The 14,609-nt window shown below is 67.3% G+C and carries 11 protein-coding genes; 9 read left to right on the forward strand and 2 right to left on the reverse strand.

The window, feature by feature from the left end:
• Window positions 1–2: 2 nt before the first annotated feature.
• Both N8I71_RS09345 and N8I71_RS09350 read right to left on the reverse strand, forming a co-directional pair.
• Entirely contained in the window at window positions 3–2,303 is a 2,301-nt protein-coding gene (locus N8I71_RS09345) for a putative monovalent cation/H+ antiporter subunit A (protein ID WP_262877705.1), read from the reverse strand.
• Between the two features lie 97 nt (window positions 2,304–2,400).
• A complete protein-coding gene (locus N8I71_RS09350; RefSeq protein WP_262877706.1) occupies window positions 2,401–3,366 on the reverse strand; it encodes a universal stress protein in 966 nt (321 codons plus the stop codon).
• 104 nt (window positions 3,367–3,470) lie between these two features.
• Here N8I71_RS09350 and N8I71_RS09355 point away from each other — a divergent pair, with 104 nt between their 5' ends.
• From N8I71_RS09355 to N8I71_RS09395, 9 genes are all read left to right on the forward strand, one after another.
• Window positions 3,471–4,391, forward strand: coding sequence for a hydrogen peroxide-inducible genes activator (locus tag N8I71_RS09355; RefSeq protein WP_262877708.1), 921 nt, complete (start codon window positions 3,471–3,473; stop codon window positions 4,389–4,391).
• A 322-nt stretch (window positions 4,392–4,713) separates the two neighbouring features.
• Window positions 4,714–5,655 (forward strand): hydrogen peroxide-inducible genes activator, encoded by a 942-nt coding sequence (locus N8I71_RS09360; protein ID WP_262877710.1) that lies wholly within the window; start codon window positions 4,714–4,716, stop codon window positions 5,653–5,655.
• Window positions 5,656–5,766: 111 nt separating this feature from the next.
• Window positions 5,767–6,732 (forward strand): LysR family transcriptional regulator, encoded by a 966-nt coding sequence (locus N8I71_RS09365; RefSeq protein ID WP_262877711.1) that lies wholly within the window; start codon window positions 5,767–5,769, stop codon window positions 6,730–6,732.
• A gap of 633 nt (window positions 6,733–7,365) precedes the next feature.
• Window positions 7,366–9,237: an acetate--CoA ligase gene (gene acs, locus N8I71_RS09370; protein ID WP_406676092.1), complete on the forward strand. Its 1,872-nt coding sequence runs from the start codon at window positions 7,366–7,368 to the stop codon at window positions 9,235–9,237.
• Window positions 9,238–9,247: 10 nt separating this feature from the next.
• Entirely contained in the window at window positions 9,248–9,937 is a 690-nt protein-coding gene (locus tag N8I71_RS09375; RefSeq protein WP_262877713.1) for an adenylate kinase, read from the forward strand.
• A gap of 90 nt (window positions 9,938–10,027) precedes the next feature.
• On the forward strand, window positions 10,028–10,285 hold the full coding sequence (locus N8I71_RS09380) for a DUF4212 domain-containing protein (protein ID WP_262877714.1): 258 nt from the start codon (window positions 10,028–10,030) through the stop codon (window positions 10,283–10,285).
• Between the two features lie 15 nt (window positions 10,286–10,300).
• Window positions 10,301–12,091: a sodium:solute symporter family protein gene (locus tag N8I71_RS09385; RefSeq protein ID WP_262877715.1), complete on the forward strand. Its 1,791-nt coding sequence runs from the start codon at window positions 10,301–10,303 to the stop codon at window positions 12,089–12,091.
• Window positions 12,092–12,199: 108 nt separating this feature from the next.
• The gene (locus N8I71_RS09390) at window positions 12,200–14,014 is read left to right on the forward strand and encodes a DUF294 nucleotidyltransferase-like domain-containing protein (RefSeq protein ID WP_262877716.1); all 1,815 of its coding nucleotides are present in this window, start codon (window positions 12,200–12,202) and stop codon (window positions 14,012–14,014) included.
• A 13-nt stretch (window positions 14,015–14,027) separates the two neighbouring features.
• Window positions 14,028–14,561 (forward strand): hypothetical protein, encoded by a 534-nt coding sequence (locus N8I71_RS09395; RefSeq protein ID WP_262877717.1) that lies wholly within the window; start codon window positions 14,028–14,030, stop codon window positions 14,559–14,561.
• The last annotated feature ends 48 nt before the right edge of the window (window positions 14,562–14,609 follow it).

Here is a 14,609-nt window from a genome sequence, read left to right on the forward strand (position 1 = left end):
TGTCACTCCTCCCCGTCCCGCGTGACCCGGCCATAGCGCGTGCCGCGCAGCAGCGCGTAGGCCGCCAGCGCCGCGATCACCACCACGGCGATCTCGCCGAAGGTGTCCAGCGCCCGGAAATCCACGAGGATCACGTTCACGATGTTGCGTCCGTAGGCCTCGGGCCAGCTCGCGACCTCGAAGTAGTCGGTGATGCGACGGTCGATGTCGCCCTGCTCGACCGCGACGAGGACCACGGCCACCAGTGCGCCCACGGTGAGCGACAGGAACGCGTGGCCCGGGCGGCGCTCCTCCTTCGACAGGTTCAGGTGCGGCAGCTTCAGCATGGCGACCGCGACGAGGACGACGGTCAGCGTCTCGACCAGAAGCTGCGTGATGGCGACGTCCGGCGCCGAGAACATGATGAAGATCAGCGCGACACCGATGCCCACGACCCCGAGTGCTGCCACCGCCGTCATGCGGCTGGACGTGTAGGCCGTCATCAGCGCGCCGGCGGTGATGAAGACGAGAACCGCCCAGTGCTTGAAGACGAGGCCGTCGAACTCCTCCGCGAAATCTAGGACGACGGGACCCAGCGCATCCTTGAGCGAGATCGTGACCCCCATGCCGAGCGCGAGCGTCACGAAGACGATGACCATGTAGCGCTGAAGCACGCCCGACTGCAGGATACGCGTCTGCCATTCCGCCAGCGCCTTCAGCCCGTCGAGCGTGCGGTCCCAGCCGGGATCGAACTTGAGCGGGCTGATCTCGATCGCGCGCGCAAGGAAGGCGCGAAGCGGCCGCTGCGCGAGGTAGAGGACGAAGCCCGCGGCGAAGGTGACGAGCGACAGCAGGAACGCCTGGTTCACCTCGCGGAAGAGGTAGAGGTCGACCGCGACGGAGGTCGATCCGTAGACCGCCCAGGTCGCCGGCGCGACGATCCAGGTCTCGCCCACGTCCGAGAAGACGCCCAGCCACAGGCTCAGACCGCCGAGGAGAAGCGGGCCGATCCACATGGCGGCGGGGCCTTCGTGCGTGCCCGACAGCGCCTCGGGCGTGCGGCCGAGGAAGGGCCGCGCGACGGCGATACCGGCCGCCACGAACATCAGGACCGAGGCCGCGAAGATCGTCCCCGTCACCCAGAGCGACGCGATCTCGGTGCCGAGGCCCGCCTTGTAGAGGAACTCCTTGCCGATGAAGCCCACGAAGGGCGGGATACCGGCCATCGAGATCGCGGCGAGCGCGCCGGCGACGAAAGTCACCGGCATCTTGCGGGCGAGCCCGCGCAACTGGTCCACCTCGCGCGTGCCGGTCTCGTGGTCGACGATACCGATCATCAGGAACAGCGCCGCCTTGTAGAGCGAGTGGACCACGAGAAACAGCATCGCCGCCTTGATCGCGTCCTGCGTTCCCACCCCGATGAACAGCGTCAGCGCACCGAGCGCCATCAGCGTCGTGTAGGCCAGCACCTGCTTGATGTCGGTCTGCCGCACCGCCAGCAGGCTCGCAAAGACCGTCGTGAAGCCGCCCGCGATGACCAGCGCCCAGAACCACGGCTCGGTCCCGCCGAGCGAGGGGTTCATCCGCGCCATCAGGTAGACGCCCGCCTTCACCATCGTGGCCGAGTGCAGGTAGGCCGACACGGGCGTGGGCGCGGCCATCGCGTTCGGCAGCCAGAAGTGGAACGGGAACTGCGCCGACTTGGTGAACGCCCCCGCGAGGAACAGGATGAGGATGGGAATATAGAGGGGGTCCGCCCGGATCTCGTCGCCCATTGTCAGGATGACCGATAGCTCGAAGGACCCCGCGACATTGCCGAGCAGGATCATGCCCGCCAGCAGCGCAAGGCCGCCGGTCCCCGTCAGCAGGAGCGCCTGCAGCGCGGAACGCCGCGACTTCGCGCTGTCGCTGTCGAACCCGATCAGCAGGTAGGAGGAGATCGTCGTGATCTCCCAGAAGACGAACAGCGCGATGAGGTTGTCGGCCAGAACGAGGCCCAGCATCCCCACCATGAACAGCATCAGGAACAGGACGAAGCGCGGGTATTCGGGATGATTGCCGAGGTATTTCGTGGAATAGAGCGTCACCAGAGCCCCGATCCCGGAGATCAGGAGACCGAAGGTAAGGCTCAGCCCGTCGATCAGGACCGACATGCGGATGTCCATCGAGGGGACCCAGTCGATGCCGAGCAGAACCTGTTCGCCCGCGGCCACGGGGCCGAGGAACTGCAGGAACCAAACGAATATCGCGGCGGGGAAGAGGACCGAGATCCACCCCGCCGGCCCGCCGTAGACGCGCGGCACTTCCGTTCCGGTTTTTGCCACCCCCGTGACCCCTATCTTTCCGTCCCCGCCGGTCGCCGCCGCCGGGCCCTCCTGGCGCCCGGACCGCACGGCCCCCGAAACTGAGGAACCTGCACTGTTATTGTCCGCCGTCCAGTGTCACCGGACTGACGAAACCCTCTGGCTTGACCGCGATCACGGCACACTTGACTGCGCCCAGGATCGTTTCGGCCGTATTGCCCATGACGAAGCCCGCAATCCCCGTGCGGCCGACCGTGCCCATGACCACGAGGTCGACCCCCTCCGCGTCCGCGAATTCGGCGATGACCTCGCCGGGATTGCCCTTGAGCAGATGGCGGTGGGCCTCGGGAATCTGCGGGTAGTCGTCCAGCAACGCAGTCAGCCGCGCCGCCGCCTCGGCGCGCTCCCGCTCGACGAGGCGGTCGACCTCGCCCTGCTTGCCCGAGGTGTAGCGACCGTGGCGCAGCGCGTGTTCCGCCTGCAGGTACCACGCGTGCGCGGCGTGAACCTCCGCATTCTCGCGGGCCGCGAGACTGGTGGCCAGGTCGAGTACCAGCCGGTCGAGACGGTCCCGCGCCGGGTCTTCCCTCGGCCCGGGATCGACCGCTGCGAGAATGCGGTCGAAATGCCCGTCGCCGGGCCCCATCATCATCCAGACCGGACAGGGGCACTTGCGCAGAAGGTGCAGGTCGACGCCCTTCAGCACGCCCCGACCATGCGCGGCCGCCGTGGCGCCCTTGATGACGATGTCATGCCCCTCGCGCAGGACCATCCGGATGACCTCGACGAAGGGCACGCCCTGCAGGACCGCCTCGGACACCTCGACGCCCTCGGACCGCGCCGTTTGCGCGAATTTGGTCAGCCGCGCACGGTGGTAGGCCAGCACGTCTTCCTCGACCTCGGGGCCTTTCGACCCCGTGAGAACACCCAGAACGCGCGCAATCTCGCCCGGCGCCGTCTCGACCGCGTCCACGAGCGTAAGCGCCGCGGAGTTCACCTTCGCCAGGTGAACCGCACGCTCCAGGGCAACCTCGGCGAGGCTGTCCTCCGTGAGCACGGCAAGAATGCTCTTGAAGCGTTGCATTGCGTCCCCGTTCGCGTCCTTGGGGGAAGTAGGGATGCCTTTCTGATTGGTCCAATCGAAACTTCGGGCTACTTTGATCGAGAAAATCTATCAAAGAGCCAGAAATGCCCAGTCTGCAGCAACTCCGTTATCTCGCGCTCCTGTCCGAGACCCTGCATTTCCGCCGCGCAGCAGAGCGGGCGAACGTGACCCAGCCGACGTTGTCGGCACAGCTCTCGGCGCTCGAGGACAAGCTGGGCCTGAAACTGGTGGAGCGGTCTCGCGCGCGGGTCGTGATGACGCCGGAGGGCGAGGAAATCGCCCATCGGGCGCGCCGCATCCTCGCCGAGGTGGACGAGATCGTGGAGATCGCACGCCGGGGGCAGCGCCCGCTGGGCGGCACGATCCGCGTCGGCGTGGTGCAGTCGCTCGGCTCCTACTTCCTGCCGCTGGTGATCCCGGATCTGCACGCGACCTACCCCGACCTCAGGCTCTATGTCCGCGAGGGGCTCGCCGCCGACCTGGATACGCGGCTCGAGCAAGGCTCGCTCGACCTGCTGTTCTTCCCCCTGCCCGTGACGGGCGCGGATCTTTCGGTCGCCCGCCTGTTCCGCGAACCGCTTCTGGCGGTCGCGGCCAACGACCACCCCATCGCCACGCTCGAACGGGTGCCGCGGGACCGGCTGGCCGGCGAACGCATCCTGACGCTGGAGACCGGCCACCGCCTGCACGACCAGGTGCGCCGCATCTGCGAGGAGACCGGGGCCGAGATCAGCCTCGACTATGGCGCGACCTCGCTCGACACGATCCGGCAGATGGTGGCGATGGGACTGGGCATCTCGCTCCTGCCCGCGCTCTATGTCCGCTCGGAGGTGCGCCCCAACCAACTGGTCACGTCGCGCCCGCTCGACGGGCCGCAGCCGTTCCGTGCCGTCGGCATGGTCTGGCGCACACGGGCCGCCCGCAGCGCCGAATACCTCGAACTCGCCCAGGCGATCCGGCGCATCCTCCGCGCCACAACGCCTGAAGTCACCGTCATAGACTGACGCACACACATTCGGGCGAGATGCCTTTTTCGCAGGGAAGTCATGCGACCGAGGGTCGGACGATCCGCATCCGGTTGACGGCAGGGACCGTACGCAAATCGTCCGGGGGATGCCGGTACAGGTCCGTGAGCGCTGGAAGGGACAACCGCCAGCACAGCACCGACACCCAAAACGAACCCACGCGTGCCCATGGATCCGCTTAACCAATACCCTCGGTCGCAGTGAGAAGATATTCCGAGTTCCGGATAGGAGAAATACCCTCACCCCTTCAAATTCAATTGGAAGTTCCTATCTCGCTTCGAAGTCAGGGGAGCGACATACCATGCCGAATGCCATTCCGCCCTTCACGCTACGCCAGTTGCGCTACCTTGCGGCGCTGGAGGACACCGAGCATTTCCGCGAGGCGGCCGAAAGCTGCGGCATCTCGCAGCCGTCGCTGTCGGTGCAGATCAAGACGCTCGAGGAGGCCCTTGGCCAGACCCTAGTGGAACGCGGCCGGGGACCGGTGCGCCTGACGCTGGCGGGCCGAGAGGTGTCCCGTCGCGGGCGCGAGATGCTGGACGCGGCGCAGGGCATCCTCGATCTCTCCGTCACGCTGCAATCGGGCCTCGCCGGCACGATCCGGATGGGCACCTCCGCCACGCTCGGCCCCTACCTCATGCCGCATGTCGTGGCCGACCTCCACCGGTCCCACCCCGACCTGCGCCTCTACATCCGCGAGGCCACCCCGCGCGACCTGATGCGGCAGATCAACGATGGCCATCACGACCTGATCCTGACCCAGCTTCCGGTTCCGGGGGCGGCATTCGAGGTCGCGCGACTGTTCCGCGAGCCGATCCTAGCCGTGCTGCCCTCCGACCACCCGCTCGCCGAGCGCGAAGGCCTCGACAATCCGGACCTTGCCGACCAGACGGTGCTGACGCTGTCGCAGAACTACGCGCTCCATGACCAGATCTCGGCGCTCTGCTCGGAGACGGGGGCCTTCCTGTCGCGCGACTACGAGGGGACTTCGCTCGACGCGCTGCGGCAGATGGCGGCGATGGGCATGGGCCTGACCTTCCTGCCCGCGCTCTACGTCCGCTCGGAAATCGACGCTCGCGCCGCCGGCGACGTGGTGACCCGACCCTTCCGCGGCAGACGCTTCTCCCGGTCGATCGGGCTGGTATGGCGCAAGAATTCGGGTGCGGGCGTGGCCTATTCCCGGCTCGCGTCGGCGATACGGGATACCGCCCGCCGCTTTCCGGAACTCGTCATCGAGGGCTGAGGGCGACCGCAATTGCGGTTTTCGCCCATGTGCATTGACGCCGGGACCCGCGCCGCCATCATGGGGCCGAGATTTGCGGCCCGCTCCGCCCGAAAAGGGACCCCGCCGAGAATGCCCACCGCCCTGACGAAAGGCCTGACGCTCCGCGGACTGGAGGTGTTCACCTCGCTGTCCCGCACCGGATCGGTCGCGGCCACGGCAAGCGAACTGGGCCTGTCCGCGCCGGCGGTGTCGCAGCAGATGCGCAACCTCAGCTCCGCGCTCGGGGTCGAGCTGCTCGATCACTCCCGCCGCCCCATGACGCTGACACCCGCGGGGCGGCTGTTTCTGGAACGGGCCGAAACCGCGCTCGAGCTTCTGCGCGCGGGGCAGCGCGACCTCACCCAGCTCGATCTTACCGATCTCTCGGCGCTGTCGCTGGGCGTCATCGAGGATTTCGAGAACGAGGTGACACCGACGCTCGCGGCGCGGCTGGCGGAGGCGATGAGCCAGTGCGCCTTCCGGCTGCAGACGGGGCCGAGCCACGCGCTGGCCGCCCGCATCGCGGACCGGGAACTCGATATCGCGATCTGCGCGGCCTACCCCGGCAATCCGCCCGGAACCGTTCCGCATCCACTGGTGCGCGACCCCTACATCCTCGCTGTGCCGCGCGGGACCCGCGTCGATGCTGGCCTGTCCGGCCTGGCGGGCCTGTCATTCCTGCGGCGGGACATGGACCAGGTGATGGGACGGCAGATCGAGGCCTATCTCGGCCGGGCCGGCCTCAGCCCTCCGCAGCGGTTCGAGATCGACTCCAACCAGTCGATCAGCGCGCTCGTCGCCTCGGGCACCGGCTGGACCATCACAACGCCGCTCAGCCTGCTTCGCGCCGGGCGTTTCGCGGGCGGGATCGACGCCCATCCCCTTCCGGGCGAGCCGGTGGCACGTCACATCGCGCTGTTCGCGACCGACGACTGGACCGGGCCGATCCCGCAGCAGATCGCCACCCTGGCCCGCGAGCTGATCGGCACCCATTTCCTCGAACCCGGACTGGAGCGGATGCCCTGGCTCGGCCCGGCCTTCGCCCTCCTCGATTGATCGAACAGGCACGCCGCCCCGGCAAGGGGTGAACCGCGGCCTTGCCGGGCAGCTGCCGCGCGGGGCCGGCGCACCGGCCCCGGCTGAAAACAAAGTCGACTGACGCCGGGCGCGAAACACCCTTTGTTCTGAGGCTCTCGCGGCGCATTTGAAAATTTCTTCACAACTTCTGCGTCGCGGCGTGAAGGATCACGACATAATCCTGAGCCGCCACTCCACGACATATTCTTTCGCAGGGGCAAACCTGCCATGTTGCCCACGGCGGCGGAATCGGCATGCACAAGGTGCATCGCCACGCTGCCAGATGCGGCCGGCACCGGCTCATCCGCGAGGGGAACAGAGCGCGGATGCAGGGAACGCCCGGTAACGGCCCGCAGGAGGAGGTTGGGGGAGGCTGACCCGAAATCGTCATGCCCCGTAGCGGGCGACCAAGGCCCCGGCCGCGTGAAACATCGCATCGGGGCGGGTCTTGCGGATCACGCGGGGGCACAGGGGCCCCGCGGACGGCCTGGTGTGGTCCGCTGATATGTTCGGGTCGTCGCATTCCGGAGGGGATATCACGTGCCCAAGGATACCCAGACCTCGCCCGCCCTGCTTGCCGACGCTCATATCGACGCCGCAGATTACAGCCGCATGTACGCAGACTCGGTCCGCGACCCGGAGGCCTTCTGGGCCGAGCACGGGAAGCGTCTCGACTGGATCAAGCCGTACACCAAGGTGAAGGACACGTCCTTTGCCCATGACGACGTGCATATCCGCTGGTTCGAGGACGGCACGCTGAATGTCGCGACCAACTGCATCGACCGCCATCTTGAGAAGCGCGCCGACCAGACCGCGATCATCTTCGAGGCGGACGATCCGAAAGAGCCGTCCCAGCACATCAGCTATCGTCAGCTCCACAACGAGGTCGGCCGCTTCGCCAACGTCCTGAAGGAACTGGGCGTCGAGCGCGGCGACGGCGTCGTGCTCTACCTGCCGATGATCCCCGAGGCGGCCTATGCGATGCTGGCCTGCGCGCGGATCGGCGCCATCCATTCCGTCGTCTTCGCCGGCTTCTCGCCCGACGCGCTCGCCAACCGGGTGAACGACAGCGAGGCCAAGGTGGTCGTCACCTCCGACGGCGCGCCGCGCGGCGGACGGGTCACCGAACTGAAGGACAACGTCAACAAGGCGCTCCTGCATTGCGACGACCACGTGAAGTGCCTCGTCGTGAAGCGCACCGGCCAGCAGGTCGCATGGGTGGCCAACCGGGACGTCTGGTACGACGACATCGCCTCGACCGTCGGCACCGAATGCCCGGCCGAGGAAATGGGCGCGGAGGATCCGCTGTTCATCCTCTACACCTCGGGCTCGACCGGCAAGCCGAAGGGCGTGGTTCACACGTCGGGCGGCTATCTCGCCTATGCGGCGATGACCCACCAGTACACGTTCGACTACAAGGACGGGGACGTCTTCTGGTGCACGGCGGACGTCGGCTGGGTCACCGGGCATTCCTATATCGTCTACGGCCCGCTGGCGAACGGCGGAACGACCCTGATGTTCGAGGGCGTGCCCACCTACCCCGACGCTGGCCGGTTCTGGGCGGTGTGCGAGAAGCACTCCGTCAACCAGTTCTACACCGCGCCGACGGCGATCCGCCTTCTCATGGGCCAGCCCGACGAGTTCGTGACGAAATACGATCTCTCCAGCCTCAAGCTGCTCGGCTCGGTCGGCGAGCCGATCAACCCCGAAGCCTGGAACTGGTACAACGAGGTCGTCGGCAAGGGGAAATGCCCCATCGTCGACACATGGTGGCAGACCGAGACGGGCGGCCACCTCATCACGCCGCTGCCGGGCGCGACGCCGACCAAACCGGGCTCGGCCACGGTGCCGTTCTTCGGTGTGCAACCCGTGCTGCTCGATGCCCAGACCGGCGCCGAGATCCACGAGACCGCTGCCGAGGGCGTCCTGTGCATCAAGGACAGCTGGCCCGGCCAGATGCGCACGCTCTGGGGCGATCCCGAACGCTTCGTCAGCGCCTACTTCTCCGACTACAAGGGCTACTACTTTACCGGCGACGGCTGCCGCCGGGACGAGGATGGCTATTACTGGATCACCGGTCGGGTCGATGACGTCATCAACGTCTCGGGCCACCGGATGGGCACTGCCGAAGTCGAAAGCGCGCTGGTGGCCCACGATGCCGTGGCCGAGGCCGCCGTGGTCGGCTTCCCGCACGAGCTGAAGGGCCAGGGCATCTACTGCTACGTCACGCTCATGGCCGACGAGGAGCCCACGGAAGAGCTGAAGAAAGAGCTTCAGACCTGGGTCCGCAAGGAGATCGGGCCGATCGCGAAGCCCGACGTCATCCAGTTCGCCCCCGGCCTGCCCAAGACGCGCTCCGGCAAGATCATGCGCCGCATCCTGCGCAAGATCGCCGAGAACGACTTCGGCGCGCTCGGGGACACGTCCACGCTGGCGGACCCGTCTGTCGTGGACGACCTCATCGCCAACCGCGCGAACACGTGAGGGCGGAGCGATGAAGGACACAGCGACCGAGACCCGCCCCGTGAACCTGATCCTGCTGGGCCCGCCCGGCGCGGGCAAGGGCACGCAGGCGCGGATGCTGATGGAGCAGTTCGGCCTCGTGCAGCTGTCGACCGGCGACCTCCTGCGGGGGGCCGTCGCGGCGGAGACCGAGGCTGGTCTGGCGGCAAAGGCCGTGATGGAGACGGGCGCCCTCGTCTCCGACGAGATCGTGCTGGCCGTCCTGAAGGAACGGCTCGACCAGCCGGATGTGGCCGCTGGGACGATCCTCGACGGTTTCCCGCGCACCGCCGCGCAGGCCGAAGCACTCGACGCCCTGCTGGCCGAACGCGGACAGCGGATCGACGCCGTCATCAGCCTCGAGGTGGACGACGCGGCGATGGTGGAGCGCGTCTCGGGCCGCTACACCTGCGCCGCCTGCGGCGAGGGCTACCACGACAGCTTCAAGATGCCGGCCGTGGCCGGCGTCTGCGACAAGTGCGGCGGGACGGAGATGAAGCGCCGTGCCGACGACAACGCCGAGACGGTGCGCACGCGGCTTCAGGCCTACCATGCCGAGACCGCGCCGCTCATCGACTACTACGCCGCCCGCGGCACCCTCACCGGCATTCCCGCGATGGGAGAGATCGGCGAGATCGCGGAACGGATGTGCGCGATCGTGACAGGCGTCACGACCGCATGACCAGATCTTCCGGCGGGGTCGCACCCTGCCGGAGGACGATGTCGGCCGGACCAGGAGGGGCCGGTCGGCGGACCTCGAAGGGAGAGCTAAATGGCTGAAAAATCTGATAACAATGCCTATTGGGCCGCGAATATCCGCCTGGTCACCATCTCGCTGGTGATCTGGGCATTCGCGTCCTACGGCTTCGGGATCCTGCTTCGGCCGCTGATCAGCGGTATCGCGGTGGGTGGCACGGATCTGGGCTTCTGGTTTGCCCAGCAGGGATCGATCCTCGTCTTCCTTGTCCTGATCTTCTTCTATGCCTGGCGCATGAACAAGATCGACAAGGAACATGGCGTGGACGAGTAAGGGGCAGACCAAGTCATGGATCAGACAACACTCAACATCATCGTCGTGGGGCTGTCGTTCGCGCTCTACTTCGGTATCGCGATCTGGGCCCGCGCGGGCTCCACGTCGGAATTCTACGCCGCCGGCCGGGGTGTGAACCCCGTCGTCAACGGGATGGCCACCGCCGCTGACTGGATGTCGGCGGCTTCGTTCATCTCGATGGCCGGCCTCATCGCCTTCTCGGGCTACACCAACTCGCTGTTCCTGATGGGCTGGACCGGCGGCTACGTGCTCATGGCCATGCTTCTCGCGCCCTACCTGCGGAAGTTCGGCAAGTACACGGTGCCGGAGTTCATCGGCGACCGCTACTACTCGAACACCGCACGCGTCGTGGCGGTCGTTTCGCTCATCGTCATCTCGGTCACCTACGTTATCGGCCAGATGACTGGGGCGGGCGTTGCCTTCTCGCGCTTCCTCGAGGTGGAATCGACCACCGGCCTGTTCATCGCCTCGGCGGTGGTTTTCGTCTACGCGGTTCTCGGCGGCATGAAGGGCATCACCTACACGCAGGTGGCCCAGTATGTCGTTCTGATCATCGCCTACACGATCCCGGCCGTCTTCATCTCGCTGCAGCTGACCGGCAACCCGATCCCGGGTCTCGGCCTGTTCTCGACCATGGCCGAAGGCCAGGTCGGCGCGGGGCAGCACCTGCTGGTGACGCTGGACGGCCTGCTGACGGATCTCGGCTTCAACGAGTACACCGCCGGCACGAACGCCTGGCTCATGGCGCTCTACACCCTGTCGCTGATGATCGGCACCGCGGGCCTTCCGCACGTCATCATCCGCTTCTTCACGGTGCCGAAGGTGGCCGACGCTCGTTGGTCCGCAGGCTGGGCGCTGGTGTTCATCGCGCTGCTGTACCTCACCGCTCCCGCGGTCGGTGCAATGGCTCGCCTGAACATCACCACGCAGTTCTGGCCCGAGGGCATCCAGGGTGAGGCCGTGTCGCTCGAGACGATCGAGAACGACGACGCCTACGACTGGATGGCGACGTGGCAGGCAACCGGCCTTCTGGGCTGGGAAGACAAGAACGGCGACGGCCGCATCCAGTACTACAACGACGCCAATGCCGACATGCAGGCCCTGGCGGCGGAGCGTGGCTGGGCCGGCAACGAGTTGACCAACTTCAACCGGGACATCCTGGTTCTGGCCAACCCGGAAATCGCCAACCTGCCGGGCTGGGTCGTCGCACTCATCGCGGCGGGCGGCATCGCGGCGGCACTGTCCACCGCGGCAGGCCTTCTGCTCGCCATCTCCTCGGCGATCAGCCACGACCTCATCAAGTCGGTGATCAACCCCAACATCTCGGAGCGGGGCGAACTTCTCGCGGCCCGTATCTCGATGGCGGGCGCGATCGTGCTGGCGACGTACCTGGGTCTCAACCCGCCGGGCTTCGCGGCGCAGGTTGTGGCACTGGCCTTCGGTCTTGCCGCGGCCACCCTGTTCCCGGTGCTGATGATGGGGATCTTCTCCAAGCGGATGAACTCCGCCGGTGCGACCTGGGGCATGCTGGCCGGTCTGATCTCGACCTGCCTGTACCTGTTCCTCTACCTCGGCTGGTTCTTCATCCCGGGTACGAACATGCTGACCGCAGACCAGTACCTGTTCGGCATCCCGCCGACCCACTTCGGCCCGATCGGCGCTGTGTTCAACTTCGCAGTCGCCTACCTCGTGTCGAACGCAACGGCCGCTCCGCCCAAGGAAATCCAGGACCTCGTCGAGAGCGTCCGGATCCCGCGCGGCGCCGGCGCGGCGATCAACAAGTGATCGCCTGAACGGATCGGACAGGGCCTGCGACACCGCGGGCCCTGTTCAAGACACCGGCGCATCCCGACACCTTCGGGGTGCGCCTTTCTACTTAACGGGAGCGGACCGATGAGCCTCGACATCGCAGCCACGCTGGCCGGCACGCATCCCTACGACGCCCTGCCCGATGCAGATCGCGCGGCGCTCGCCGCCCAAGTCGACCTGCAGGAAATCGACGCCGGGGCGACGCTCTACAGGGTCGGCGATCCGCAGACACACCTGTACCTGATCCTCGAAGGTCGCATCGACATCACCGACGAGGGCGGCGAGGTCCTGTCCATCCTCGGGCCCCGCAACTCCTTCGGCGAACGCGGGCTGATGAAGGACGGCACCGCCGTCGTGACCGCCACCGCCGCCGAGGACAGCCGGCTTCTGCGCATTCCCGCCGCGGCGTTCCACGCGCTCCTGCGCGACCATCCCCGCGTGATGCGCTTCTTCGACCGGACGCGGCCGGCCGCAAGGCGCCGCCAGGACATCACCACCATCGCGCTCGCCGACCTGATGACGCGCGACCCGCTGACCTGCCCTCCCGAGACCCCGCTGATCGAGGCGGCGCGGAAGATGCGCGAGATCCACGTCTCCTGCATCATCGCCGCCGAGGAAGGTACAGTGAAGGGCATCCTGACCACCGGCGACATCGCCAGCCGCGCGGTCGCCGAAGGCGTGCCCTTCGACACGCCGGTGGCCAGCGTCATGACGCCCGATCCCATCACCCTGCCCCCCACCGCCCTTGTCGCCGACGTCCTGCACACGATGGTCGAACGCGGCATCACACACATGCCCGTGGTCGAGGCCGGCAAGCTCGTGGGCATCCTGACCCAGACCGACCTGACGCGGTTCCAGGCCACGTCCTCGGCCGCGCTGATCCAGGAGATCGCATCGGCCCCGGACAGCGCGACGCTGGCGAAGATCGTGGGCCGCATCCCCGAGCTTCTGGTGCAGCTCGTCGCCGCCCAGAACCCCCACCAGGTCGTGACGCGGCTGATCACCGATATCGGGGACGCGACGACGCGGCGCCTTCTTGCGCTCGCCGAGGCGAAGCTCGGGCCGCCACCCGTGCCCTACCTTTGGCTCGCCTGCGGCAGCCAGGGGCGACAGGAACAGACCGGGGTCTCGGACCAGGACAACTGCCTTATCCTCGACGATGCCGCGACGCCCCCCGACGACGCCTATTTCGCGGAGCTCGCCAAGTTCGTGTCCGACGGGCTGAACGAGGCGGGTTATTTCTACTGCCCCGGCGACATGATGGCGACGGCGGTCCGCTGGCGGCAGCCGGTGCGCGTCTGGCGGCAGTACTTCGCGGGCTGGATCGCCACGCCGAACCCCGAGGCACAGATGCTCGCCTCCGTCATGTTCGACCTGCGGCCCATCGGCGGGAACTTCGGCCTCTTCGCCGACCTGCAGGAAGAGACGCTGGCGGCCGCCTCGAAGAACTCGATCTTCGTGGCGCACATGATCTCCAACTCGCTGAAGCATCAGCCGCCGCTGGGGCTTTTCCGAGGCTTCGCCACGGTCCGCTCGGGCGAGCACAAGAACACGATCGACCTCAAGCACAACGGCGTCGTGCCGGTCGTGGACCTCGGCCGCGTCTACGCGCTGAAGGGACGTCTGACCGAGGTGAACACGCGCGCGCGGCTCCTGGCCGCGATCGAGGCGGGTGCGGTGTCGACAACCGGGGGGCGCGACCTGATCGACGCCTATGACATGATCGCGCAGACCCGGCTCGAACATCAGGCGGAACTGATCAAGTCCGGCGAGAAGCCCGACAACTTCATGACGCCCGCGGATCTTTCTGATTTCGAGCGCAGCCACCTGCGCGACGCGTTCGTCGTCATCAAGACCATGCAAAACGCCGCCGGCTCCGGCCGCGGCTACCTGAGTTGAGGAAGGAGACGCCATGTTCTGGGCGCTGATCACCGCCGTGGTGGCCGGCTTCGCGGGGGCCGGGATCGGCCTGCTGCTGCGGTCGCTGTCGCGCAAGCGGCTGCCCCAGGGCATCATCCCGATCTGCGCGGGCCTCGCCATGCTCGCCGCCACCGTGGGCACCGAGTACGGCTGGTATCCCAACGTGTTGCGGAACATGGCGGCGGATACGGTCGTCGTTTCCACCCGCGAGCAGCAGACATGGTATCAGCCCTGGACCTATGTCCGGCCCTGGGTGCGCGGCTTCATCGCCTATTCGCCGTCCGAGACGGTCGAGACCGCGCCCGGTTCCGGGATCCAGGTCGTGCAGATCCGCCGCCAGGAACGCTGGCAGCCGCAATTCGTCCTGCCTGTCCTCGTGGATTGTGACGGCGCACGCCGGGCCGAGATCACGCCCTCGACCACCTTCACCGAAACCGGGGCACCCGTGGATGCCGGCTGGCTGAGCCCCGGCCGCGATGACCCGATCCTGAATTCCGTCTGCAGCGGGGGGGCTGCAGGCGGCTGACGAAACCGCCCGCCCGGCGCCGCGCGACCGCCGGGAGAGGGCACCAAG

The sequence above is a fragment of the Roseicyclus sediminis genome, from assembly GCF_025515305.1.
Lineage (GTDB): Bacteria > Pseudomonadota > Alphaproteobacteria > Rhodobacterales > Rhodobacteraceae > Roseibacterium > Roseibacterium sediminis.